18 protein-coding genes are annotated in these 24,762 nt (G+C 71.8%); 5 read left to right on the forward strand and 13 right to left on the reverse strand.

Annotation, left to right across the window (positions count from 1 at the left end; translation table 11 throughout):
- Positions 1-92 precede the first annotated feature (92 nt).
- Positions 93-974: an SAM-dependent methyltransferase gene (locus ACGF8A_RS09315; RefSeq protein WP_393105914.1), complete on the forward strand. Its 882-nt coding sequence runs from the start codon at positions 93-95 to the stop codon at positions 972-974.
- 390 nt (positions 975-1,364) lie between these two features.
- Here ACGF8A_RS09315 and ftsH read toward each other — a convergent pair whose 3' ends face one another.
- From ftsH to ACGF8A_RS09345, 6 genes are all read right to left on the reverse strand, one after another.
- Positions 1,365-3,305 (reverse strand): ATP-dependent zinc metalloprotease FtsH, encoded by a 1,941-nt coding sequence (gene ftsH, locus ACGF8A_RS09320; RefSeq protein WP_393105916.1) that lies wholly within the window; start codon positions 3,303-3,305, stop codon positions 1,365-1,367.
- A gap of 91 nt (positions 3,306-3,396) precedes the next feature.
- On the reverse strand, positions 3,397-4,947 hold the full coding sequence (gene ffh / locus ACGF8A_RS09325; protein WP_393105918.1) for a signal recognition particle protein: 1,551 nt from the start codon (positions 4,945-4,947) through the stop codon (positions 3,397-3,399).
- 112 nt (positions 4,948-5,059) lie between these two features.
- Positions 5,060-7,504, reverse strand: coding sequence for a [protein-PII] uridylyltransferase (locus ACGF8A_RS09330; protein ID WP_393105920.1), 2,445 nt, complete (start codon positions 7,502-7,504; stop codon positions 5,060-5,062).
- A gap of 25 nt (positions 7,505-7,529) precedes the next feature.
- Complete coding sequence (locus ACGF8A_RS09335) at positions 7,530-7,868, reverse strand: P-II family nitrogen regulator (RefSeq protein WP_393105922.1); 339 nt, start codon at positions 7,866-7,868, stop codon at positions 7,530-7,532.
- A complete protein-coding gene (locus ACGF8A_RS09340; RefSeq protein WP_393105924.1) occupies positions 7,865-9,208 on the reverse strand; it encodes an ammonium transporter in 1,344 nt (447 codons plus the stop codon). Before ACGF8A_RS09340 ends, ACGF8A_RS09335 begins: the two co-directional genes overlap by 4 nt.
- Positions 9,209-9,557: 349 nt before the next feature.
- Entirely contained in the window at positions 9,558-11,033 is a 1,476-nt protein-coding gene (locus tag ACGF8A_RS09345; RefSeq protein WP_393105926.1) for a hypothetical protein, read from the reverse strand.
- A 445-nt stretch (positions 11,034-11,478) separates the two neighbouring features.
- On the opposite strand from ACGF8A_RS09345, the gene ACGF8A_RS09350 reads away from it, so the two are divergent.
- A complete protein-coding gene (locus tag ACGF8A_RS09350; protein ID WP_393105928.1) occupies positions 11,479-12,141 on the forward strand; it encodes a bifunctional DNA primase/polymerase in 663 nt (220 codons plus the stop codon).
- 193 nt (positions 12,142-12,334) lie between these two features.
- Here ACGF8A_RS09350 and ftsY read toward each other — a convergent pair whose 3' ends face one another.
- Complete coding sequence (ftsY, locus tag ACGF8A_RS09355; RefSeq protein WP_393105930.1) at positions 12,335-13,543, reverse strand: signal recognition particle-docking protein FtsY; 1,209 nt, start codon at positions 13,541-13,543, stop codon at positions 12,335-12,337.
- A gap of 161 nt (positions 13,544-13,704) precedes the next feature.
- On the opposite strand from ftsY, the gene ACGF8A_RS09360 reads away from it, so the two are divergent.
- Entirely contained in the window at positions 13,705-14,676 is a 972-nt protein-coding gene (locus ACGF8A_RS09360) for an LLM class flavin-dependent oxidoreductase (protein ID WP_393105932.1), read from the forward strand.
- An 89-nt stretch (positions 14,677-14,765) separates the two neighbouring features.
- Here the strand turns inward: ACGF8A_RS09360 and ACGF8A_RS09365 are convergent, their stop codons facing one another.
- The 4 genes from ACGF8A_RS09365 to ACGF8A_RS09380 form a co-directional block, all read right to left on the reverse strand.
- Positions 14,766-16,184 carry a sugar porter family MFS transporter gene (locus ACGF8A_RS09365; RefSeq protein WP_393105934.1) on the reverse strand — a complete coding sequence of 473 codons (1,419 nt, stop codon included), beginning with the start codon at positions 16,182-16,184 and terminating at the stop codon, positions 14,766-14,768.
- Positions 16,185-16,405: 221 nt separating this feature from the next.
- Positions 16,406-19,999 (reverse strand): chromosome segregation protein SMC, encoded by a 3,594-nt coding sequence (smc, locus tag ACGF8A_RS09370; protein WP_393105936.1) that lies wholly within the window; start codon positions 19,997-19,999, stop codon positions 16,406-16,408.
- Between the two features lie 226 nt (positions 20,000-20,225).
- Complete coding sequence (locus ACGF8A_RS09375) at positions 20,226-20,432, reverse strand: hypothetical protein (RefSeq protein ID WP_189700833.1); 207 nt, start codon at positions 20,430-20,432, stop codon at positions 20,226-20,228.
- A 379-nt stretch (positions 20,433-20,811) separates the two neighbouring features.
- Positions 20,812-21,093 (reverse strand): acylphosphatase, encoded by a 282-nt coding sequence (locus ACGF8A_RS09380; RefSeq protein ID WP_393105939.1) that lies wholly within the window; start codon positions 21,091-21,093, stop codon positions 20,812-20,814.
- A gap of 159 nt (positions 21,094-21,252) precedes the next feature.
- On the opposite strand from ACGF8A_RS09380, the gene ACGF8A_RS09385 reads away from it, so the two are divergent.
- Both ACGF8A_RS09385 and ACGF8A_RS09390 read left to right on the forward strand, forming a co-directional pair.
- Positions 21,253-22,410 carry a CAP domain-containing protein gene (locus ACGF8A_RS09385; protein WP_393105941.1) on the forward strand — a complete coding sequence of 386 codons (1,158 nt, stop codon included), beginning with the start codon at positions 21,253-21,255 and terminating at the stop codon, positions 22,408-22,410.
- Between the two features lie 70 nt (positions 22,411-22,480).
- Entirely contained in the window at positions 22,481-22,876 is a 396-nt protein-coding gene (locus ACGF8A_RS09390; RefSeq protein ID WP_393105943.1) for a winged helix-turn-helix transcriptional regulator, read from the forward strand.
- Here ACGF8A_RS09390 and mutM read toward each other — a convergent pair.
- A complete protein-coding gene (mutM, locus tag ACGF8A_RS09395; RefSeq protein WP_393105945.1) occupies positions 22,849-23,709 on the reverse strand; it encodes a bifunctional DNA-formamidopyrimidine glycosylase/DNA-(apurinic or apyrimidinic site) lyase in 861 nt (286 codons plus the stop codon). The genes ACGF8A_RS09390 and mutM overlap by 28 nt on opposite strands.
- Before the next feature lie 110 nt (positions 23,710-23,819).
- Positions 23,820-24,758 carry a ribonuclease III gene (rnc, locus tag ACGF8A_RS09400; RefSeq protein ID WP_393105947.1) on the reverse strand — a complete coding sequence of 313 codons (939 nt, stop codon included), beginning with the start codon at positions 24,756-24,758 and terminating at the stop codon, positions 23,820-23,822.
- Between the last annotated feature and the right edge of the window lie 4 nt (positions 24,759-24,762).

Consider the following 24,762-nt stretch of genomic DNA (forward strand, 5'->3'; position numbering starts at 1 on the left):
TTACCTGGCATACAGGGGGAGGCTGGGCGTACGCGACGGGGGCGACTAAGAACGGGTACAGCGGCAACTCGCAGCGGATTGGGGCGCTTTCGATGACACCTACGCTCGTGCGGCAGCACCTGCCTCACGCGGGATCCGCACCCCACGTGGACCTGTGTGCACGCGCGCGTGACTGGTCGGAGATCCAGGAGCGGATGCTCGTACCGCTCTACGAGGCCGTCTACGAGCGACTGGACGTGGGCCCCGGCACCCGGCTGCTGGGCCTCGGCTGCGGTTCGGGACTCGCCCTGCTGCTGGCGGCCGCCCGGGGCGCCGCCGTCACCGGTGTCGAGTCCTCCTCGCCCGAGAGACTGGCCCTGGCACGCGAGCGCCTGCTGCCGTCGACGGCGGAGGCACCCCGCACGCGCGCGCGTGCGGAGGATGCCCGGCTCGTCGAGGGCTCCCCGGCGGACGCCGGCCCCGAGGAGGACGACGCGCAGTCCACGGCGTACACGCTCGTCACCGCCTTCGAGCCCATCGGATGCCTCGCGGGTGACGCGGAGGGCCTCGGTGAGCTGCTCGCCGCGGCGACCCCGCTCGCCGCACGGGGCGCTCCGGTGGCGCTGGCCGGCTGGGGACCACCGGAGCGCTGCGCCACCTCCTCGGTGCTGCGGGTGGCGACCAAGCTGGCGGATCCGCCGCGGGGCGGCGGCAGCTGGCGCCCGGCGCTCCGCGACGACCTGGAGGAGGTCGCCCAGCGGGCCGGGCTCAGGCCGGACGGCTCGGGCCGGGTCGCCTGCCCGTTCGGGTACGCCGACGTGGACAGCGCGACCCGCGGCCTGCTGTCTACCGGGCTGTTCGACGCGGCTCTCGCGGCGACCGATCAGGAGCAGGTCGGCAAGGAGCTGGCCGAGGCACTGCACCAGCACCGGCGGCCGGACGGCACGGTGTGGATGCCGAACGTGTTCCGCTACCTGATCGCCCGCGTCCCCTGAGCCGCGTCGGGTGCGCGGGCGGAGGCGCCTAGAACCGCGTCGGCGGCACGGGCGGCGGGGCGGGGTTTCCAGGACCTCCGTTCGGATGACACCGCGGACGCACGGTCACCGGCACCGCTCACCACCATCGGCACCACCCACCACCATCGGCACCACCCACCACCGCCAGCCCCACCCACCACCATCGGCACCACCCACCACCATCGGCACCCGGAGGCCCCGATCACACCGCGGACGCGGGGTCTCAGCACCGCTCAGCACCCCTCAGCACCCGCTCGCTCACCACCCGCTCACCACCCGCTCACCACCGGCTCACCACCCGTTCAGCAGCGCTCAGCACCACTCACCGCCGTAGGGCCCCCGCTGCTGCCCGATCCGAACGACCGGCCCTTAGGCCACCGTGTCGTCCTTCTCCAGCCGGGTGATCCCCGCGATCCGGTAGGCCTCCGCCTCCTCCAGCGTCTCCCGCTCCAGCAGCGCCTCCGTCAGCGCGTCCAGCCGGTGGCGGTGGTCGCGCAGCTTGCGGCAGGCCTCTTCGTAGCAGTCGTCGACGATCCGGCGCATCTCGGAGTCGATCACGTCGAGGGTCTGCGGTGCGGCGGAGAGCCCGTACGCCTGCTGTGCGTCGCTGGGCAGGGCGGACAGCCGGCCGACGCGCTCGCTCATCCCCCACCGGGCCACCATCCCGCGCGCGATGCTCGTGACCTGTTCGAGGTCGCTCTCCGCGCCCGTGGTGACGACGCCGTAGACGACCTCCTCCGCCGCCATGCCGCCGAGGGCGCCGATGATGCGGCCGCGCAGGTACTGCTCGGAGTGCGCGTACCGCTCGACCTCCGGGGTCGACATGGTCACGCCCAGGGCCCGGCCGCGCGGCACGATGGTGATCTTGCGGACGGGGTCGGCGCCGGGCTGGAGCATGCCGAGGAGGGCGTGCCCGCTCTCGTGGCAGGCGGTGCGGCGGCGGTCCTCCTCGGGCATCACCAGAGTGCGTTCGGCCCCCAGCTGGACCTTCTCCAGTGCCTCGGACAGGTCCGCGGCCGTCACCTGGTCCTGCTTGCGCTTGACCGCGAGCAGCGCACCCTCGTTGGCGAGGTTGGCCAGATCCGCACCTGTCATGCCCGGTGTCGTGCGGGCCAGCCGGGCCAGGTCCACGTCGTCGGCGAGGGGGATCTCGCGGGTGTGGATCCGCAGGATCGCCTCACGTCCGGCGCGATCCGGCGGGGCGACGTTGACCACCCGGTCGAACCGGCCGGGCCGGGTGAGTGCGGGGTCCAGGATGTCGGCCCGGTTCGTGGCCGCTATGACGACCACGCCCTCCGAGCCGGAGAAGCCGTCCATCTCCGTCAGGATCTGGTTCAGGGTCTGCTCGCGTTCGTCGTGACCGCTCACCGACGCACCGGCGCCGCGCACCCGTCCGATGGTGTCGATCTCGTCGATGAAGATGATCGACGGGGCCACCTTGCGGGCCTCGGCGAACAGCTCCCGGACACGGGAGGCACCGACGCCGACGATCATCTCGATGAACTCGGACGCGGAGGCGGAGAAGAACGGCACGCCCGCCTCACCGGCCACGGCGCGCGCCAGCAGGGTCTTTCCGGTGCCGGGCGAGCCCGCGAGCAGCACGCCGCGCGGCATTTTCGCGCCCATGCTGCGGTAGGCGTCGGGGTGTTCCAGGAAGTCGACGACGTCGTCCAGCTCGCCCTTGACCTCGTCGATCCCGGCGACGTCGGCGAAGGTCGTACGGTGCCTGCCGGGCAGCAGCTCGACCGGCTTGGGCGGGGGCTTGCGTCCGAACATGCCGCCCATGCCGCCGCCCCGGCCTGAACCGAACCGCCGGACGATGAAGATCCACACGGCGACGATGACCACGATCGGCGCCAGTGAGATGAGCAGGTTGGTGAGGGGGCTGCGCTGCACCACGACCGGCTGCGCGGTCACCGTGACGTTGCGGCTGTTCAGCTCCTGCCACAGGTCGTCCTCGGCGAAAGCGGGCCGCTGGGTCATGAACTTGGTGTAGTCGCCGCCGCCCTCGGGGTTGTCCCTGGCGCTCTTGAGCTCGCCCTGGATGGTGTCGCCCTTGGAGTAGATCCGCGAGACGTTGCCGGCGTCGACCTGGCGGCTGAACTCGGTGTACGAGATCGTCGGCTCGCTGCCACCGCCCAGGTAGTTCAGCCCCACGTAGGCCAGCAGGAACACGATCACGGCGGTGAGGAGCAGGCCCCACCACCCGCCGCGTATCCGGCGGCCGTCGGGCCGCTTGGGCGGCTCGTCCGGGGTGCCTTCGGTGCGCCACGGCTGGTCAGCCTTGCGTGGTGGCGCGGCATTGCTCATATCTGGACGTTACGGCAGACGGCGGGCTACGGCATGCGCAGCGGGCGCCCCTTGCGGCGAACGGGCGCCCTCTGCGGAGTACGGAACGGGCTCAGCCCATGAACTTCTTGAACTCGTCGGGGAGTTCGAAGTCCTGCGCGCCCTGCTGCGGGACCCCGAAGGCGTTGCCGCCCTGGGCGGCGGCCGCGCGACGGGCGGCGGCCTCCTGCTCCTGCTGCTTGCGCTTCATCGGGTTCCCCGAGCGCTGCTTGCCCTTGGTCTTCTTCTGCTGCTTCTTCGCCCGGCCGGGGCCGCCGCCCATGCCCGGCATCCCCGGCATGCCGGGCATGCCGCCGCCCTGGGCCATCCGGGACATCACCTTGCGGGCCTCGAAGAACCGCTCGACCAGGTTCTTCACGGCGCTGACGTCGACACCGGAACCGCGGGCGATACGGGCCCGGCGCGAGCCGTTGATGATCGTCGGGTCCTGGCGCTCGCCCGGGGTCATCGACTTGATGATGGCGGCCGTGCGGTCGACGTCGCGCTCGTCGAGGTTCTGGATCTGGTCCTTGATCTGGCCCATACCGGGCAGCATGCCGAGCAGCTTGGAGATGCTGCCCATCTTCCTGACCTGCTCCATCTGGGCCAGGAAGTCGTCCAGGGTGAAGTCCTGGCCCTTCTTGGACGCCAGCTTGGAGGCCATCTTCTCGGCCTCTTCCTGGCTGAACGTCTTCTCCGCCTGCTCGATCAGGGTGAGCAGGTCACCCATGTCGAGGATGCGGGAGGCCATCCGGTCGGGATGGAAGGCGTCGAAGTCGTCGAGCTTCTCGCCGTTGGAGGCGAACATGATCGGCTTGCCGGTGATCTGCCGGATCGACAGCGCCGCACCACCGCGGGCGTCACCGTCGAGCTTGGAGAGCACCACGCCGTCGAAGCCGACGCCGTCGCGGAAGGCCTCGGCGGTGTTGACCGCGTCCTGACCGATCATCGCGTCGACGACGAACAGGATCTCGTCCGGCGAGACCGCGTCCCGGATGTCCGCGGCCTGCTGCATCATCTCCTGGTCGATGCCCAGGCGGCCGGCGGTGTCCACGATCACGATGTCGTGGACCTTGGACTTCGCGAAGTCGATGGAGTCCCTGGCGACCTTGACCGGGTCACCGACGCCGTTGCCCGGCTCCGGCGCGTAGACGGCCACGCCCGCGCGCTCGGCGACGACGCTCAGCTGGTTCACGGCGTTCGGGCGCTGGAGGTCGGCGGCGACCAGCAGCGGCGAGTGGCCCTGCTCCTCGAGCCACCGGCCGAGCTTGCCGGCGAGGGTGGTCTTACCGGCACCCTGCAGACCCGCCAGCATGATCACGGTGGGCGGCTGCTTGGCGAAGCGCAGCCGCCGGGTCTCGCCGCCGAGGATCGTGACGAGCTCCTCGTTCACGATCTTCAGGACCTGCTGGGCCGGGTTCAGCGCCTTGGAGACCTCGGCGCCGAGCGCGCGCTCCTTGACGTTCTTGATGAAGCTCCGGACGACCGGCAGCGCCACGTCCGCTTCGAGGAGCGCGATCCGGATCTCGCGAGCCGTGGCGTCGATGTCCGCTTCACTGAGTCGCCCCTTGCCCCTGAGGGACTTGAAGGTGGCTGAGAGGCGGTCGGAAAGGGTATCGAACACGGCGGCGTCGGTCCTCGGCAGTAGGCGACAGTGTGGGTCGCCCTCCAGGGTATCTGGCCCGCCAGGGGAATCGTCCTCGTCCACCGCATCAATGAGGACCGGGGCCAGGCGGTCACCCCCGCAGGGTCTCCTCCAGCTTCCGTGCCACCGCCACCGCCTCCTCGCCCGGCAGGGGCGTGCCCTGGGGGCCTGTGACATAGAACGCGTCGACCGCGTTCGCGCCCAGCGTCGACACATGGGCACTGCGCACCCGCACTCCGGCGTCCTCCAGGGCACGCCCGATACGGAAGAGCAGTCCCGGGGCGTCCTGGGCGCGCACCTCGATCACCGTGGCGAGGCGGGACCCGGCCGAGGCGACCGTCACGCGCGGCGGCGGGGCGACGACGCCCCGGCGGCGCGGGTACGCGGCGTCGCGCTCGGCCAGGCGGCCGGCGATGTCGAGGGTTCCGTCCAGGGCCCGCACCAGGTCCGCACGCAGCCGGGCGGCCTGCGGCAGCGAGCCGTACTCGGCGGCGACCCGCCAGTCCAGCAGCAGTACCGAGCCCTCGACGCCGTCCGGCAGCCGAAGGGCCCGCAGCTCGGCGGTGCGCACGGTCAGACGGTGCATCGCGAGGACACCGGAGACCGCGGGCAGCACCCCGGGCTGGTCCGGTACGGCGACGAGGAGTTCCACACCGAGCGGCTCCGGCCCGTCGGACGCCTCGTCCGTGGGCGCCTCGGTCTGCGCCCGCAGCGCCAGCACGGGGCTGCCCGTGGCGACCGCCTCGATGGCCAGCCGCTCCTGCTCGGTGGTGGGCGCGGCGGCCTCCGGGTCGGCCGGGACGTCTCCGGCGAGCACGGCCGAGACCCGCTTCACCAGGTCGGCGACGAGCGAACCGCGCCAGGACGACCAGGCGGCCGGCCCGGTGGCCAGCGCGTCGGCCTCGGTGAGCGCGTGCAGCAGCTCCAGCGTGCCCTGCGAGCCGACCGCCTCGGCTACGGAGCGCACGGTGGCGGGGTCGTCGAGGTCACGCCGGGTGGCGGTCTCGACGAGCAGCAGGTGATGGCGTACGAGCGTGGCGAGGACGGCCACGTCCGCGCGGTCGAAGCCGATCCGGCCCGCCACGTCGCGGGCGATGGTCTCGCCCGCCACGGAGTGGTCGCCGGGCCAGCCCTTGCCGATGTCGTGCAGCAGCGCGGCGACCAGCAGCAGGTCGGGGCGGTGGACACGGCGGGTGAACTCGGAGGCGCGGACGGCGGTCTCGATGAGGTGCCGGTCGACGGTCCAGAGGTGCACGGCGTTGCGCTGCGGCCGGCAGCGCACCCGCTCCCAGTCGGGGATGAGCCGGGTGATCAGGCCTTCGGCCTCCAGGGCCTCCCAGACCTCCACGGTCGGGCGCCCGGAGCCGAGCAGCGTCACCAGCTGCTCGCGCGCCTCGGCGGGCCAGGGCGTGGGCAGCGGGCGCGCACCGGCAGCCATGCGTCGTACGGCGTGCAGGGAGAGCGGCAGTCCGGCCTGCGCGGCGGCGGCCGCGGCGCGCAACGGGAGCACGGGGTCGCGGTCGGGACGGGCGGCGCGGGCGAGCACCACCTCGCCGTCCTGCTCCACCACGCCCTCGGCCAGCGGCGACCGCTCGGTGACCTGCTTCCCCCCGCCCAGCATGGAACGCAGCCGGGGCCGCACGGCCCGCGACCTCAGTACGCGCCCCACTTCACGCCATGTGACATCGCTGGCGTACGAGACGAGCCGCGCCGCCTCGTACACCTGCCGCAGCAGGGTGTCCGCGTCGAGCAGCCCCAGCTCGGCCGCGACCTGGTCCTGTTCCTGCAGGGCGAGCCGGTCGGTGGCGCGGCCGGTGGCGAGATGCAGGGCGTCCCGGACGTCGAGCAGCCGGCGCCGGGCGTCGTCGAGGCCCTCGCGCGGGGCGTCGGCCAGCCATGAGGCGGCGACGGCGCGCAGGGCGGTGGCGTCCCGCAGGCCACCGCGGGACTCCTTGAGGTCGGGCTCCAGCAGGTACTGCAGCTCGCCCTGCCGTTCGGCGCGTTCGGCGCAGAGCTCCTGGAGCGCGGGGAGGCGCTTGGGGGCCTGGTTGCGCCAGTCGGCGAGGATCGCCGTCCGCAGGCCGGCGGTCAGGCCGAGGTCGCCCGCGATGTGGCGGGCGTCCAGCAGGCCGAGCTGGACCTTGAGGTCGTCCCCGGCCGCCTTGCGGGCCTCGGCCGGGGTGCGCACGGAGTGGTCGAGGGCCAGGCCCAGGTCCCAGACCGGGTACCAGAGGCGGTCGGCGAGGGCGGCGATCCCCGAGGGGTCGCCGCCGTCATGCAGCAGCAGGAGGTCCAGGTCGCTGCGCGGGGACAGCTCACCGCGGCCGTAACCGCCGACGGCCACGAGCGACACCCCGCGCAGTCCTTCGGCTCCCGCCGCGAACAGCCCTGTCAGCCAGTCGTCGGTGAGCTCGGCCAGGGCCGCACGGCGCGGCGGCCCGGACCGCGCCCCCTGAGTGAGGAGGCGCAGCCGGGCCGCCGCGTAGCCGCTGGGTCCCGACTCCTCCACGTCCGCATGTACGTCCGTACCCGTCACCCAGCGACTCCTGTTCTTCCGCGTGTCAGAGCGCGTCCGGGCCGCGCTCGCCGGTGCGGACCCGTACTGCGGTCTCGACCGGCACCGACCAGACCTTGCCGTCACCGATCTTGCCGGTGCGGGCCGCCTTCACCAGGACGTCGATGAGCTGCTCCGCGTCGTCGTCCTCGGCCAGCACCTCGATACGGATCTTGGGGACCAGGTCGACGGTGTACTCGGCACCCCGGTAGACCTCGGTGTGGCCCCGCTGCCGACCGTAGCCGCTCGCCTCGGTGACGGTCAGGCCGTGTACGCCGAACGCCTGGAGGGCTTCCTTGATCTCGTCGAGCCGGTGCGGCTTGACGACCGCGGTGATGAGCTTCATGCGTCCACCTTCTTGCTGGCAGTGTCGGCGACCGGGGCGGGGGCGGAGGCGGCGATGCGGGCGCCACCGCCGGCACCGCTGAAGTCGTATGCGGTCTCGGCGTGCTCGGCCTGGTCGATACCGGCCACCTCGTCGTCCTCGGAGACCCGCATGCCGATCGTCTTGTCGATCAGGAAGGCGAGGATCGCGGAGACGACCAGAGAGTAGGCGAGGACCGCGAAGACACCGGCACACTGCTTCCAGAACTGCTCCAGGCCACCGCCGTAGAACAGGCCCTCGACCTCGGACTGTCCCTTGCCGCTGGCGAAGAAGCCGATCAGCAGGGAGCCGGCGACACCGCCGACCAGGTGGACGCCGACGACGTCCAGGGAGTCGTCGTAGCCGAACCTGTACTTCAGGCCGACGGCCATGGCGCACAGCAGACCGGCGATGGCGCCGACCGCGATCGCGCCGAGCGGGTCGACCGCGCCTCCGGCCGGGGTGATGGCGACCAGACCGGCGACCGCGCCGGAGGCGGCGCCCAGCGTGGTGAAGGCGCCGTGCCGCAGCTTCTCGTAGATCAGCCAGGCCAGCATGGCGGCGGCGGTGGCGATCTGGGTGTTGACGAACATCAGCGCGCCGACGCCGTCGTCGTTGCCGAGCCAGGAGCCGGCGTTGAAGCCGAACCAGCCGAACCACAGCAGGCCGGCACCCAGCATCACCAGCGGCAGGCTGTGCGGGCGCATCGGGTCCCTCTTGAAGCCGATCCGCTTGCCGATGACCAGGATGACGCCGAGCGCCGCGGCACCGGCGTTGATGTGCACCGCCGTACCGCCGGCGAAGTCGATCACGCCCAGCTCGAAGGCCCAGCCGCCCGCACCCCAGACCCAGTGGGCGACGGGGAAGTAGACGACCGTGGCCCACAGGGTGATGAACAGCGCCCACGCCGTGAACTTGACGCGGTCCGCGAGGGCGCCGCTGATCAGGGCGGGCGTGATGATCGCGAACATCAGCTGGAAGACGGCGAAGACGTAGACCGGGATGGTGTAGCCGTCCCACAGGTCGCCGATGCCGATCCCCGTGAAGCCGACGTAGTCGGAGCTCCAGCCGATGATGCTGCCGGAATCCGTGCCGAACGCCATGGAGAAGCCGTACAGCACCCACAGGATGGTGACGATTCCCAGGCTGATGAAGCTCATCATCAGCATGTTGAGGGTGCTTTTGACGCGGACCATGCCTCCGTAGAAGAAGGCCAGGCCCGGGGTCATGAGCATCACCAGGGCGGAACAGATGAGCATGAAGCCTGTGTTGGCGGACGACAGCGTGGGTGCGTCCGCCGCAAGCGTGATGGCTGGAGCCATCGGCGTCTCCTCGTCGTTGGATACGGCCCCGTGCGGGCGAAGCCTTGAGCGGGCATGAGGGGTGGGCCGGTTATGCGCCACGACATTGGCGCAGTGCCGTTTCGGTCGAGGCCCCTCGTTGTTTCGCCGTGGTGACGAAGGCGCCGGGCGTGTTACGCGTCGATGAACTGCCAGCTACCGGGCCGCGCGATCGTTATCGTGGCGCAACCTTCCCCGGTGCTTTTCCCGCGGGGAGAGGAGGGGGAAAGAACCGGCCGCGGCGGCCTTCCGATGACCTGGCATGGGGGAGCCGAGTCGGGCAGTTCGGGAGGGCCGGCCGCGGCCGGGGTCAGGGGTTTCGGCGCTGTGCTCAGACCGCCTCGGCGGTCTCCGGAAGCTCGATCGCGAGCTTGCCGGTGAGGTCCACGACCTCGGCGACATCGCCGAAATCACGGGCCGCGGTGTCGACGGTCTTTCGGATACGAGTGTTGACGCGCTCGGAACGGACGTTCTTGGCCACCGTCATCGCCTGGCCGGCGAAGGCGGCGCTCTGCTCGGGCTCCCGCTGGAGCAGGTGCACGGAGGCCATGCCGATGAGATTGAGCGCGTACGACCGCTGGTGCTCGGTGTCCTGCGCGAACAGCTCCACGGCCCGCCGCATCAGCGGCTCGGCCATGGAGGCGTAGGCAGGGCTGCGGCCGGCGACGTAGGCGAGGTCCCGGAAGGAGTGGCTGTTCTCGGCGAACAGCTCGGCCTCGGAGAAGAAGCGGATCCAGTCCGGATCCGGCTCGTCCCAGTCCTCGGCGTCGGCGAAGGTGTCCTCGGCCATCCGCACGGCCCGCTTGCACTTGCCGGGCTGGCCCATGTTGGCGTACGCGCGGGCCTCCATCGCATACAGCATCGCCTGGGTGCGCGGGCTCGCGCAGTCCCTGCTGCCGTACTGCGCCAGGTGGATCAGCTCCAGCGCGTCGTCGGGCCGCCCCAGGTGGATCATCTGACGGCTCATACTGGACAGGACGTACGAGCCGAGGGGGCGGTCGCCGGCCTCCTTGGCGGCGTGCAGCGCGAGCACGAAGTACTTCTGCGCGGTGGGCTGAAGCCCCACGTCGTACGACATCCAGCCGGCCAGCTCGGCCAGTTCGGCGGCGACCTTGAACAACTTGCGGGTGGTGGCCTCGGGCTGGGGCTCCTGGAGCAGGTCGGTGACCTCGTGCAGCTGGCCGACGACCGCCTTGCGGCGCAGACCTCCGCCGCACTGCGCGTCCCACTGCCGGAACATCACCGTGGTGGACTCCAGCAGGTCCAGCTCGGGCCTGGACAGCCGCCCCCGCGACCGGGTGGAGGGCACCGAGGACGGCTCAGGACGCGGGGAGGGCGGCGCGGGGACGAGCCAGCGCTGCATGGGCTCGATCAGGGCCGGGCCGGCGGACAGGGCCAGCGAGGTGCCGAGGAAGCCCCGGCGGGCGAGCATCAGGTCGCTGCGCGAGAACTCGCCGAGCAGCGCCACCGTCTGAGGGCCCGTCCAGGGCAGGTCCACACCGTGGGCGGAGGGCGACTGGCGGGCGGTGCGCAGACCGAGGTCCTCGATGGAGACGACACAGCCGAACCGCTCGGAGAACAGCTCCGACAGGATCCTGGGGATCGGCTCGCGCGGGTTCTCCCCGTCCAGCCAGCGGCGGACGCGTGAGGTGTCGGTGGAGATGTGGTTGGCGCCCAACTGGCGTGCCCTGCGGTTCACCTGGCGCGCGAGCTCGCCCTTCGACCAGCCGCTGCGCACGAACCACGAGCCCAACAGCTCGTTCGGGCGCTTCTCAGCGTTCGTCCCGTCTCCGCCGTTGCCGCCCACTGGAACGCCCCCAACCCTCGGATCACCTGCCACCAACTGCGCCAAGCCCTATCAGAATGCCCGTCAGTCCGGGCGCCCGTCCGGCAGTTCCCAGTCTTCGGACGAGGAACCCGCTTGCCTCCGGCATACCCGCCGGTGCATGTGCCCCCGGTTGCCGTGCACACACGGTAATCCTACGATCACCCGCCCGGCCACGGCGATCGCGGAAACGCCACCATTCGCCACCCCTTCGAATGAACTACCGCTCACCTCCGCGCGATTCACTTGACATAGGCCGGACGGAAGTGGGCGGACGGGTGCACGCAGAGGCGCGCACCCAAGAACACACCACCCGGTGTGCTTCCGGAAGCCGTCTGGACCGCGCGGCAACGGGAAGTCGAAAACGGAGAGTCACGTTCTGGTTCCTTCTCGTAACCACCGGTGCGTCGGACCCGTTGGAGGGGGCATGGGCTTCACGATCGGCAGCAGCCGGAGCATGCGCGACATCCGGTCCGGATCGCGCCGCCGCGGCCGCACGTCGGAGTGCACCGCCGTGGCCGAGTACACCGGGCTCTGGGGCTGGGACGTCGTCCCGGGCGCGCGGGCCGCCGCGGACGCCTGCTCCTGCGGGCGCGGCGACTGCCGGAAGCCGGGCGCGCATCCGCTGCACTTCGCGCCGGAGGTGCCGGCCGGGGCGACGCTCGACGAGGTGGCCGACGCCTGGGCGGAGTTCCCGGGCGCGGCGGTGATGCTGCCGGTCGGGCGGGCGTTCGACGTGATCGAGGTTGCCGAGCCCGCGGGGCGGCGCGCCCTGGTCCGGCTCGAACGCATGGGCCTCCCCCTCGGCCCGGTCACCGCCACCCCCGACGGCCGCGCCCACTTCCTCGTCGCCCCCGGCTCCGCGCCGGAGCTGCCCGCGCTGCTGTACCGCATGGGATGGGACGACCCGCATCTCGACCTGCGCGGCCTCGGCCCCGGTACGCACATCACGGCCCCGCCCTCCGACCGCGGCGGCCTCGGCCCGGTGCGCTGGCTGCGCCCGCCCGACCTGGACTCGGCACGGAAGCCGCCGGCGGCCCGGTTGCTCCTCGGGACGCTGGCCTACGTGGCACACCGGTCCCGGGCGTAGCCGCGGACGGCGGTCCGGCGGACAGCCGTCGTACGGCAGGCAGCCCTCGCACCCGCCGGCCGCGCACGGCACCCCGGCGACGGCGGCGCCCCCTGAGCGACGCCGGACGGACAGCCCCCGTGCACGACGTAGCGCCCGCCCCCGGTGACAGCTCGGGACGGGCGCTTCCTGGTGTACGGATGTCCGGGGGTGCTCACTCTCCGATAAGCGCATCCACGAACGCCTCCGGCTCGAACGGCGCCAGATCGTCGGCGCCCTCGCCGAGACCGATCAGCTTGACCGGGACCCCGAGCTCACGCTGCACGGCGACGACGATGCCGCCCTTGGCGGTGCCGTCCAGCTTGGTGAGGACGATGCCGGTGATGTCGACGACCTCGGCGAAGACCCGGGCCTGGACGAGGCCGTTCTGGCCGGTGGTGGCGTCGAGGACGAGCAGCACCTCGTCCAGCGGCGCGTGCTTCTCGACGACGCGCTTGACCTTGCCGAGCTCGTCCATGAGGCCGGTCTTCGTGTGCAGCCGTCCGGCGGTGTCGATGAGCACCACGTCGGCGCCCATCTCCTTGCCCTCCTTGACTGCGTCGAACGCGACGGAGGCGGGGTCGCCGCCCTCCGGACCGCGCACGGTGTACGCGCCGACCCGCTCGCCCCAGGTCTGGAGCTGGTCCGCGGCAGCGGCACGGAAGGTGTCGGCGGCGCCCAGCACGACGCTGCGGCCGTCGGCCACCAGGACGCGGGCGAGCTTGCCGGTGGTGGTGGTCTTGCCGGTGCCGTTGACGCCGACGACCATCACGATGCCGGGCTTGGTGGTCTCGGGCTCGGTCTTCACGACCCGGTCGAGGTCGGTGCCGACCAGGGTGAGCAGTTCCTCGCGCAGCAGGCCGCGCAGCTCCGCGGGGGTGCGGGTGCCGAGCACCTTCACCCGGTCGCGCAGCCGTTCGACCAGCTCCTGGGTGGGCTGCACACCGACGTCGGCGGTGAGCAGGGTGTCCTCGATCTCCTCCCAGGTCTCCTCGTCGAGGTGCTCGCGCGACAGCAGCGTGAGCAACCCCTTGCCGAGGGCGTTCTGGGAGCGGGACAGACGGGTGCGGAGGCGGACGAGCCGCCCCGCGGTGGGCTCCGGGATCTCGATCTCGGTCGGGGGGAGCTCGACGACGGGCGGCTCCTCGACGGCGACCGGGGCCGAGCCGTCCGGGAGGTCCACCTCCTCTATCGTGCGGCGCGGCTCGTCCCGCGGCGTCTCGGCCTCGTCGCCGACGTGCGGCTCGGCCGGAGGTGCGGTGATGTCGGGCGTCGTGGGCGGCGGCGGGGGCAGCGGCTTCCTGCGTCGGCTGCCGATGACGAGCCCGCCGATCGCGCCGATCACGACCACGGCGATGACTACAGCAAGGATGACGATTTCCATAACCCGTCCAGTATCAGCCATGGGGCTCCCCCGGCCCAGTTTGTGCGTTCCTCCACATGCCCGATGACCCCGGTGGCCGTGCCGGGCTCCCCTCCCTGGCGACCTGACGCCTCGTCAGCTACCGTCCCTCCTCCACACCCGCCCCGGCGAAGGGGGTCCCCATGCCCGTCTCGGTCGTCCGTTTCAACCTCGTCGAACCCGGCGCCACCCCCGCCTCCCTGCACGCCCGCTACCGGACGGCCCTGGAGATGGCCGCGTACGCCGACGGCCAGGGCATCGCCACCGTGCAGACGGAGGAGCACCACGGGGTGCCGGACAACTGGCTGCCCTCGCCGTTCACGTTCGCCGGGGCGGTGCTCGGGGCCACCCGCCGGCTCGCGGTGACCGTCTCGGCGGTCATCGGGCCGCTGCACGACCCGCTGCGGCTGGCCGAGGACATCGCCGTACTGGACCTGCTGAGCGGGGGGCGGCTGGTGACAGTCGCCGGGATCGGCTACCGGCCGCAGGAGTACGAGCTGTTCGGCGTGGACTGGGCGCGGCGCGGGCGGTTGCAGGACGAGCTGCTGGAGACGGTACTGAGGGCCTGGACCGGAGAGGAGTTCACCTACCGGGGGCGGACGGTGCGGGTCACGCCGCGCCCGTACTCCGACCCGCATCCGCTGCTCCTGGTCGGCGGCTCCTCCCGGGCCGCGGCCCGCCGGGCCGCCCGCCTCGGCCTGCCCTTCTTCCCCAGCGCGCACCTGCCCGAGCTGGAGGCGTACTACAAGGAGCGCCTGGTGGAGTACGGCACGGAGGGCTGGACCATGATGCCCGCTGCCGAGACCCCGCTGCTGCACCTCGCCGAGGATCCGGACCGGACGTGGGCGCGGTACGGCGGGCACTTCCTGCACGAGGCGCGTACGTACGCCTCCTGGCAGTCGGCCGGCATCCGCTCAGCCGTGCGGTCGGCGGCCAAGACGGTGGAGGAGCTGCGCGCCGAGGGCATCTACCGGGTGCTCACGCCGGACGAGTGCCTGGCGCAGGGCCTCGGCAACCTCGTGCTGCATCCGCTGGCCGGCGGGATGCCGCTGGAGGAGGGCTGGCGCAGCCTGCGGCTGTTCTGCGAGAACGTGCTGCCCCGGCTCGGTGACTGAGCCGGGGCGGCACGTCTCTGACGAGACGAGGAGAAGGGCAGCGGGGACTTGGCCCGTCTCCTCGGGATCGAGGGGCCTCGGGGCGAGGCTCAGCCCATCTCCTCCAGTGACTTGCCCTTCGTCTCCTTCACGAACTTCAGGACGAACGGGATGGAGAACGCCGCGCAGACCGTGTAGATCACGTAGGTCGCGGAGAGGTTCCATTCGGCCAGCGACGGGAAGCTCGCGGTGATGGCCCAGTTGGCGATCCACTGCGCGGCGGCGGCCACGCCGAGGGCGGCGGCGCGGATCCGGTTGGGGAACATCTCACCGAGCATGACCCAGACGACCACACCCCACGACAGGGCGAAGAAGAGGACGAACACGTGGGCGGCGATCAGCGCGACCCAGCCCTGGGTCTCGGGGAGCCGGCCGTCGACGAGGTCGAAGGAGAACGCCCAGGCCTCCAGCGCGAGGCCGATCACCATGCCGACGGAGCCGATGATCGCGAGCGGCCGGCGGCCGATGCGGTCGACGAAGATCATCGCGATGACGGTGCCGACGATGTTGATGATCGACGTGGTGAAGGAGTAGAAGAAGGAGTCCGCCGGGTCCACCCCGACCGACTGCCACAGCGTCGAGGAGTAGTAGAACGCGACGTTGATGCCGACGAACTGCTGGAAGACCGACAGGCCGATACCGATCCAGACGATCGGCTTGAAGAAGAAGCTGCCGCCGAGCAGGTCCCTGAAGGACGACTTGTGCTCGCTCTTCATCGCCTGCTCGATCTCGGCGACGCGGCCGTCGAGGTCGGTCTCGCGGCCCTCGACCTCGGCGAGGATCGCGCGGGCGCGCTCGCGCTTGCCGACGGAGAGCAGGTAGCGCGGGGACTCGGGGATGGCGAAGGAGAGCAGGCCGTACAGGACGGCCGGGACGACCATGACGCCGAGCATCAGCTGCCAGGCCTCCAGACCCAGCAGCTCACCGCGCTGGTCTCCGTCGGCGGCGTTCAGGATGCCCCAGTTGACCAGCTGCGAGACGGCGATGCCGACCACGATCGCGGCCTGCTGGAAGGAGCCGAGGCGGCCGCGGTACGCCGGCGGGGCGACCTCGGCGATGTAGGCCGGGCCGATCACGGAGGCCATACCGATGGCGAAGCCGCCGACGACACGCCAGAAGGCGAGGTCGTACAGCGAGAAGGGCAACGCGGAGCCGACGGCGCTCACGGTGAACAGCACCGCGGCGATCTGCATGCACCGGATGCGGCCGATACGGTCGGCGATCCGGCCCGCCGTCGCGGCGCCGACGGCACAGCCGATCAGCGCGACGGCGATGACCTGCGCCAGCGCCGCTGAGCCGATGTCGTAGCGGTCCCGGATGGCCTCGACGGCGCCATTGATCACGGAGCTGTCGTAGCCGAAGAGGAAGCCCCCCATCGCGGCGGCCGCCGCGATGAAGATGACGTGCCCGAGGTGTTCGGGCTGAGCCGTCCTGACTCCTGACGGGGGTGCCTGCGGTGTGCTCGTCACGTGTACTCCTAGGGCCACCGGCGACGCTGCCGGAGTGGGGGTAGCCCTCGCAGGTGGCGAAACCTGAAGGTAAAAACAACTTTGCAGAGACTATGCGTTCAAGTTTCGAAGTCAATAGGGTGATGTGAAGAATCTACACCGCAGGAGTGCAGGAGTTGCATTCAGAACTTGAACGATCGCGGCAGTGAGCAGGTCGGGACCGGGGTGGGACGGTCCGGCGCTCAGCGCAGCCGCTGGCTGATGACCTTCGACACACCGTCGCCCTGCATGGAGACTCCGTACAGCGCGTCGGCGACCTCCATCGTCCGCTTCTGGTGCGTGATGACGATGAGCTGCGAGGCCTCCTGGAGTTCCTGCATGATCCGGATCAGCCGCTGCAGGTTGGTGTCGTCCAGCGCGGCCTCGACCTCGTCCATCACGTAGAACGGGCTCGGCCGGGCCTTGAAGATCGACACGAGCAGCGCCACGGCGGTCAGCGACCGCTCGCCGCCGGAGAGCAGGCTGAGCCGCTTGACCTTCTTGCCCGGGGGGCGGGCCTCCACGTCGACGCCGGTGGTGAGCATGTTGTCGGGATCGGTCAGCACCAGCCGCCCCTCACCGCCCGGGAAGAGCCTGCTGAAGACGCCCTCGAACTCCCGGGCGGTGTCCCAGTACGCCTCGGTGAACACCTGCTCGACCCGCTGGTCGACCTCCTTGACCACCTGGAGCAGATCGGCGCGGGTCTTCTTCAGGTCCTCCAGCTGCTCGCTGAGGAACTTGTGGCGTTCCTCCAGCGCCGCGAACTCCTCCAGGGCCAGCGGGTTGACCTTGCCGAGCTGCTGGTAGGCCCGCTCCGCCGACTTCAGCCGCTTCTCCTGTTCGGCCCGCACGAAGGGTTTCGGCTGGTTGCGCGGGTGCTCGGGATCCTCCGGCAGCTCCTCCCCCTCGGCGGGCGGGGAGGGCGGTACGAGCTGACGCGGGCCGTACTCCGCGATCAGCCCCGCCGGTTCGACGCCCAGCTCCTCCAGCGCCTTGCTCTCCAGCTGCTCGATCCGCAGCCGCTTCTCGGCGCCGAGCACCTCACCGCGGTGCACCGAGTCGGTGAGCTTGTCGAGCTCGGCCTTCAGGTCACGGCCCTCGGTGCGGGCGGCGGCGAGTTCCCGCTCACGCAGCGCCTTGGCGGCCTCGGCGGCGGCGCGCTCCTCCTCGGCACGGCCGACGGACACCTCGACGTGGGCGAGCAGCCGGCGGGCGCCCGAGGCGACGGCTTCCGCGACGGCCGCCTCGTGCCGGAGGCGCGCCTTCCGCTGCTCGGCACGCGCGCGTGCCTCGCGTTCGGCGCGGGCTGCCCGGTCGAGCGAGTCTGCGCGTCCGGCCAGCCCCTTGACCCGCTCCTCATGGGTACGGACCTGGAGGCGGGCCTCCATCTCGGTCTGGCGGGCGTTGGCACCGTCGGCGGCGAGCCGGTCCCGAACGGAGGTGTCCGGCTCCTCCTCGATCGGCATCTCCTCGGCGACGGCGAGCCGTTCGGCGAGCTCCTCCACGTCCGTCAGGGCCTTGTCGAGTGCCTCCTGCGCCCGCGCGGCCGCGGCCACACTCCGCTCGGCCTCCCCGGCGGCGGCCCTGGCCTGCCCGGCGAGCCGTCCGAGCTGCTGCGCCACCGACGACTTCTCCCGGTCGGCGGCCCGCCGCCGCTCCCCCAGCTCCTCGACGAGCGAGGCGCACTCCTTGCGCCGCTCACCGGCCGCCCGCTGTACCTCGGCGAGCTCCTCGCACCGCACGGCGAGCTCGTCGAGCTCGTCGGCGGCCTCGTCCACGGAGGCCTGCACCTCCAGCAGGCTCGGCGCACCGGCGGAACCGCCCTGCGCGAAGTGCGCGCCGAGCAGGTCCCCTTCGGCGGTGACGGCGATGAGGTGCGGATGCGCGTAGACCAGGTCCTCGGCGTCCTCCAGGGTGTCGACCACGACGATGTCGCGCAGCAGGCGCTGCACGGCGGGCATCAGGTCCGACGGGCCCCGGACGAAGTGCGCCGCGTAAGAGGCCTGTGCGCGAAGCGGTGCGTCTGCGGGCGCGCCGTGGCAGGTCGCGCAGTTCCCGGCGCCCCCGGGGGGAGCCTCCGCGCCGGCCAGCAGCAGCGCGGCCCGGCCGGCGTCCTGCTTCCGCAGCAGCCGGATCGCCTCCGCCGCGGCGGACGGTGACGTGACGGCGACCGCGTCCGCCGCCGCCCCGAAAGCCGCCGCCAGCGGCACCTCGTGGCCCGGCGTCACCGTCAGCAGTCCGGCCGCCGGGCCCAGCAGTCCGCCCAGCGCGTCCTTCGCACCGAGCAGCGCCCCCGTCCCGTCCTTACGGCGCAGGCCCAGCGCCAGCGCCTCGTGGCGGGCCTGGGTCGCGGCGCGCTTGCGCTCCGCCGCGGTGACCGCGTCACGGGCGGCGCTGAAGGCCGCCTCCGCCTCGCCCAGCTGCCGCTTGGCCACCTCGTGCCGTTCGGCGAGTTCGGCGTCGTCGGCGTCGAGGCCGTCGACCTCGGCCTGGAGCGCCTCGTACTCCCCCTGCGCGGCGACCGCGCGCTCCTGCGCCTCGTCGCGGGCGGCGGCGAGGCGGTCGATCTCGGCCTGGGCGGAGGCAGCGCGTGAACGGGCCGCGCCGACCTGGCCGTTCAGCCGGGCCAGCCCCTCACGGCGGTCGGCGATGGCGCGCGCGGCGTCCTTCAGGCGGCGTTCCTCACACGCCAGCTCGCGCTCCAGCTCGGCGCGGTGGGCGACCGTGTCGTCGAGGGCGCGCTGGGCGGCCTCCAGGGCCGCCTCCAGCTCGGCCTCCTGTTCACGGATGCGGTGGGCCTCGCGCTCCATGTCCTCGGGGTCACGGCCACGCCGCTCCTCGGGCGGGGCGGAGGTCGCGCTCTTCACGCGCGCCTCGGCCAGGGAGATGGTGCCGCGCACCCGTTCGGCGAGCTGGGAGAGCTCGTACCAGGTCTGCTGCGCCCGCTGCAGACGCGGGGTGAGGCGGCGGACCTCGTCCTCCAGGAGCGCCTCCCGCTGGAGCGCCCTGCGCAGTTCCTGCTCGGCGGCCTCCTTGCGCTCCTTCAGCGCGGCCTCGTCGGCGACCTCGGCCTGGAGCGCCTCGCGCAGCCGCACGAGGTCGTCGGCGAGCAGCCGCAGCCGGGCGTCGCGCAGATCGGCCTGGATGACGGCGGCGCGGCGGGCGACGGCGGCCTGCCGGCCCAGTGGCTTCAGCTGGCGCCGCAGCTCGTCGGTCAGGTCCTGCACCCGCGCGAGGTTGGCCTGCATCGCGTCCAGCTTCCGCAGCGCCTTCTCCTTGCGCTTGCGGTGCTTCAGAACGCCCGCGGCCTCCTCGATGAAGGCGCGGCGGCCCATGGGGTCTGCGTGCAGCACGGAGTCGAGCTGGCCCTGGCCGACGATAACGTGCATCTCGCGGCCGATGCCGGAGTCGGAGAGCAGTTCCTGGATGTCGAGCAGCCGGCAGGTGTCGCCGTTGATCTGGTACTCGCTGCCACCGTTGCGGAACATGATCCGCGTGATGGTGACCTCGGCGTACTCGATGGGCAGCGCCCCGTCGGAGTTGTCGATGGTCAGCGACACCTCGGCCCGGCCGAGCGGGGGACGCCCGGTGGTGCCGGCGAAGATGACGTCCTCCATCTTGCCGCCGCGCAGCGACTTCGCACCCTGCTCACCCATGACCCAGCTGAGCGCGTCCACGACGTTGGACTTGCCCGAGCCGTTCGGTCCGACGACACACGTGATGCCCGGCTCGAACCGGAGCGTGGTCGCCGAGGCGAACGACTTGAACCCTCGGAGGGTCAGGGCCTTGAGGTGCACGCCGCCGGACTCTACCCGCCGGGCTGGTCTCACTCCATGAACCCGCGGTTTCGCCCCTGAACGCTCAGGGCACACCAAACGTTGAAGACGCTGAAAGGATGCGCTGGACAAGAACGCGCCCGGGGGCAAGAAAGAAGGGACGCCGGAGGCGTCCCTTGCAACTTCTGACAACTTAGCGGTTGATACAGGCCGCCCAACCACTGCGTGTCGTCGTGCGATGCAGTGATCAGGTGAGCGCAGGCTCCGCCTGGTGTGCGTCGACGCTCTCCATGATCCTGTCGTGGTGAGAAGCGGCAGCCGTCAGCGCCTCGTTCTCGGCCTGGATCCGTACCAGCTCGGATTCCAGGTCCTGCACGCGCTGCTGGAGCCGTCGCATCTCGGCGAGGAGTCGAGGGTCGGAGCCGCCGACGTAACCGAGAAGCGCCTTTGCCATGATGGATGGTCCTCCACACTGAGTGACCGACCGATGCGGTGTGGGTCGTGAGGGATTCGCACCCGCGGCCGCTTGGCACTGTGGAGTTGTGCTGCCGTTCATACATGCCAAACAGCTGAGGTGCGCGGGGCTTTCAGCGTCTCACCAAAAAGTTTGACGGTCAACACGATCACGCCCTGTATTGGGGGGCGACCCGCTGGTGCACGGCCGGACACGGCGGCGCGGCGACTTCCGCGAGGCCCTCAGGGCGTGGCGATCATCCTTGCGTGTGCAGCCTGCCAAGGCAAGCGGTTCTCGGCAATCACCTGCTCGTTTCCGCTCAGGACGGCCACCGCCGGCGCGTCCGGAACCCGCCGCGAGCGCCCGCGCCCACATGAGGTCAGCGGATGGCGAAGCCGTCGTAGCCGCCGCGCGGTGTGTCCCAGATCTCGGTGACGCCGTCCACATGCCCGGGCGTGTCGTCGCCTTGGAGCCAGTCCAGGAGCCCCTGGCAGCCCTGCCGCGGGCCCTCGGCGACCACCTGCACGCGCCCGTCGGCCAAATTGAGAGCAAAACCACTCAGGCCGCCGATCTCCAGGGCCTTGGCCCGCGTGAACCAGCGGAAACCCACACCCTGGACGCGTCCTCGCACCCAGGCGACAAGTCGCACATCCTCACTCATGGCTGCAACCTAACCGGCCAATGTCACTCGGGACACTTCCTCCCCCGGCACCATGCGGTACCGTCCAGCCCCAATGAATCTCATATGAAACTCACTCGATCGAGTGGGTTTGGTTGACCGATGAGGCGAGTCGACCGCGAGGACGAGGAAGGCCATCACATGGGACGCCACCGACGCTCCGCCGCCGGCCGCGCCGCCACGGGCCGCACCGCGGGGGACGACGAGACGCACGGCTCCGCCGTGGGGGGCCACGACCCGCGGCACTCGCAGGCGGGCAACCCCGCACGGGGCATCGCACCGTATCTGAACCCCGAGGCGTACGCCGAGACGGTCTCGAAGAGCGAGGCCTACCTCTTCGCCCCCGACGACCCGGCCGGTGCCGCCGGCGCCCCGGGCGACGACACCGCGGCCTTCCCGACCGCGGACGGGTACGGCTACGGCGGCTACGGCCCCGCCGGCGGACCCCGGCCCGGCGGCCGCTCGCACCGCCGCAGGAAGAAGGGGATGACGCCCGTCCGCACCGGCCTGCTGGGTGTCTCGGCGGCGGTCGCCATCGGAACGGTCGCGGTCGCCACCGGCGTCCTTCCCGGCGGTGACTCCTACACGCTCGGCGGGGGCGGCGCCGAGAAGGTGCAGGCGGGTGACACGCCGACCACCACCGAGTCCCCGCAGGGCGGCACGTCCGGCACCGCCGAGGCAGGCCGCGGCACCGGCAGCCCGTCGGCCGGCCGCGGCACCGAGCGCGGCACGGCTCCGTCACCGTCGCCCTCGACCTCGTCGGCCAAGCCCACCACCAAGGCCCCGGCGGCGCCCGAAACCCCCTCCAGGAAGCCGTCGGCCACCCCGTCGCCGAAGGACCCGGCGCCCAGGCCGACCCCGTCGCGCACCCCCTCGAAGGTGCCGGCGCAGCAGACCACCCCGCCGGTGACGATCTCCCCGGAGACCGCCGCCGAGGCCGAGGTGCTCAAGCTCGTGAACGACGAGCGCGCCCAGGCCGGCTGCAGCCCGCTCGCCGCGAGCAGCGCCCTCGCGGGCCTCGCCGGGGACTACAGCGAGGCCATGGCCGAGCAGGGCTTCTTCGACCACACCGACCCCAGCGGCAGGACACCGTGGGACCGCGCGGAGGCGGCCGGCATAAGCAACCTCGCCGCCGAGAACATAGCCCGGGGCCAGGCGGACGCGGCGGCCGTCATGGAAGCCTGGATGAACAGCCCCGGCCACCGCGCCAACATACTGAACTGCGACTTCAGGACACTCGGCGTCGGTGTGCACTACGGGTCGGGCGGCCCCTGGTGGACGCAGAACTTCGGATACTGAACAAGCAACACCGCTCACCTCCGGTCGGCGCACCCCATCCCTCAGCGCTGTGCGCGCGTACGCTTCAGGGGTGAGCGGCGAGCGGGCACCGGAGCGGGATCTCCCCTACGACGTGTTCTCCAGGGCCTGCCCTTCCCGGGGCACGCTGGAGCATGTGACGGGGCGCTGGGGTGCGCTCACCCTCGGCGCGCTGCACGAGGGGTCGCTGCGGTTCAACGAGTTGCGGCGCCGGGTCGACGGGGTGAGCGAGAAGATGCTCTCGCAGACCCTGCAGGCGCTGGAGCGCGACGGCCTGGTGCATCGCGAGGCCCGGCCGACGAACCCGCCCCGCGTCGACTACGAGCTGACGCCCCTCGGGCGGGAGGTCGCCGAGCGGCTGCTGGCGCTCATCCGTCACCTGGAGGGACGGATGGCCGACGTGCTCGGCGCCCGGGCGCGCTACGACGAGATGCGTGGCGGTCGCTGACAGTTCGGGCAGTAGTAGCTGGACCGGTTCATCCACGGACGCCGGCGCATGGCCGTGCCGCACCTCCGGCACGGCAGCCCCTCGCGTCCGTACGCGTCCAGTGAGCGGTCGAAGTAGCCCGACTCGCCGTTGACGTTGACGTAGAGGCTGTCGAAACTCGTGCCGCCCACGGACAGCGCCGCGTTCAGCACGTCCCTGATGTGGCCGAGGAGTTCGGACGTGCGGGGGCGGGTGAAGGTGGAGGTCGGGCGGTCGTAGTGGAGGCGGGAGCGCCAAAGGGCCTCGTCCGCGTAGATGTTGCCGACGCCACTGATCAACGACTGGTCCAGCAGCGCGCGTTTGACGGTGCTGCGCTTGCGGCGCAGCGCCTGGTGGAACGCCTCGTCGTCGAATCGCGGGTCCAGCGGGTCGCGGGCGATGTGCGCGATGACGTCGGGCAGGCCGTCGGGGGTGGTGTCGTGCAACGACAGGCCGCCGAAGGTGCGCTGGTCGACGAAGCGCAGTTCGGTGCCGAGGTCGTCGGCGAACCGGAAACGGATGCGCAAGTGCTTCTCGTCGGGCGCGGCGTGCGGCTGGACCAGGAGCTGGCCGCTCATGCCGAGGTGCGCCAGGATCGCCTGTCCGGTGTCCTCCAGCGGCAGCCACAGGTACTTGCCGCGCCGGCTCGGGATGCCGACGCGGTGGCCCTTCAGGCGGTGGGCGAAGTCGTCGGCGCCGGCGAGGTGACGCCGTACGGCACGCGGGTGCAGGACCTCGACCCCGGTGACGGTCCGGTGGGCGACCCACTGCTGAAGGCCGCGCCGGACGACCTCCACCTCGGGCAGCTCGGGCATCGCGTCTCCCCCGTCCCATCCGTCGTGACGAGCCGAGCGCCCGCCCCGGGGCTGGGGCGGGCGCTCGGGTGTGCTCTTCGTTTCCGCGGGCGCGGTGTCGCGGCAGCGGGTCAGCCCGACGCCGAGGGGGCGTCCGTGCTGCCGCCGTCCACGGCGGCCGGGGCCTCGGTGGCCCGGCCGGCCGCTGCCGCCCTGGTGCTCTCCACGGCCGTCGCCTCGCCGTGCGAGGCACCGTCGAGCGGGACCGCGTCGACGGCCGGTCCGGCACCGGCGGCCGCGGCGGCCTTGGCACGCTCGTCCGCCGCCGCGCGGATGGACCGCCAGGCGGATTCGGCGGCCTGCTGCTCCGCCTCCTTCTTGCTGCGGCCGGTGCCGGTGCCGTACGAGACGCCTCCGACGCGGGCGGCAGCAGTGAAGGTCTTCTCGTGGTCGGGGCCGGTCTCCGTGACCAGGTACTCGGGGACACCGAGCCCCTCGGTCGCGGTGAGCTCCTGGAGCGATGTCTTCCAGTCCAGGCCGGCTCCGAGGTTGGAGGACTTCTCGATCAGCGGGTCGAACAGGCGGTGCACCAGCTCCGCCGCCGAGTCCAGGCCCTGGTCGAGATAGACCGCGCCGATCACCGCTTCGAGGGTGTCGGCGAGGATGGATGCCTTGTCCCGGCCGCCCGTGCCCTCTTCACCGCGGCCGAGCCGGATGAAGGCGCCGAGGTCGAGCGTCCGCCCCACGTCCGCCAGCGCACGCGAGTTGACCACCGCGGCCCGCAGCTTGGCCAGCTGGCCCTCGGGCAGGTCGGGGTGGGTGCGGTACAGCGTGTCGGTGACGACGAGGCCGAGCACGGAGTCCCCGAGGAACTCCAGGCGCTCGTTCGTCGGCAGACCGCCGTTCTCGTACGCGTAGGAACGGTGGGTCAGCGCTCGCACCAGAAGGGCGGACTCGACCTTGTAGCCGAGCCGCCCTTCCAGAAGCGTGTGGGACGAGGCCTGGTTGTCCGGTCCACCCCCGCTCGCGCGGGAAGCCTGCTTCTTCGGTGTGGACACAGTGCCTCTCACCAGC

It is taken from the genome of Streptomyces sp. NPDC047706 (assembly GCF_043204795.1).
Classification (GTDB): domain Bacteria; phylum Actinomycetota; class Actinomycetes; order Streptomycetales; family Streptomycetaceae; genus Streptomyces.

Bases quoted from the DNA above. Each gene is read 5' to 3' on its own strand.
- ACGF8A_RS09385 (WP_393105941.1), top strand. From the start codon at position 21,253: ATGGGACGCCACCGACGCTCCGCCGCCGGCCGCGCCGCCACGGGCCGC.
- ftsH (WP_393105916.1), bottom strand. From the start codon at position 3,305: ATGAGCAATGCCGCGCCACCACGCAAGGCTGACCAGCCGTGGCGCACC.
- ACGF8A_RS09375 (WP_189700833.1), bottom strand. From the start codon at position 20,432: ATGGCAAAGGCGCTTCTCGGTTACGTCGGCGGCTCCGACCCTCGACTC.
- ACGF8A_RS09360 (WP_393105932.1), top strand. From the start codon at position 13,705: ATGCCCGTCTCGGTCGTCCGTTTCAACCTCGTCGAACCCGGCGCCACC.
- ACGF8A_RS09315 (WP_393105914.1), top strand. From the start codon at position 93: ATGACACCTACGCTCGTGCGGCAGCACCTGCCTCACGCGGGATCCGCA.
- ACGF8A_RS09350 (WP_393105928.1), top strand. From the start codon at position 11,479: ATGGGCTTCACGATCGGCAGCAGCCGGAGCATGCGCGACATCCGGTCC.
- ACGF8A_RS09335 (WP_393105922.1), bottom strand. From the start codon at position 7,868: ATGAAGCTCATCACCGCGGTCGTCAAGCCGCACCGGCTCGACGAGATC.
- mutM (WP_393105945.1), bottom strand. From the start codon at position 23,709: ATGCCCGAGCTGCCCGAGGTGGAGGTCGTCCGGCGCGGCCTTCAGCAG.
- ftsY (WP_393105930.1), bottom strand. From the start codon at position 13,543: ATGGAAATCGTCATCCTTGCTGTAGTCATCGCCGTGGTCGTGATCGGC.
- ACGF8A_RS09380 (WP_393105939.1), bottom strand. From the start codon at position 21,093: ATGAGTGAGGATGTGCGACTTGTCGCCTGGGTGCGAGGACGCGTCCAG.
- ACGF8A_RS09340 (WP_393105924.1), bottom strand. From the start codon at position 9,208: ATGGCTCCAGCCATCACGCTTGCGGCGGACGCACCCACGCTGTCGTCC.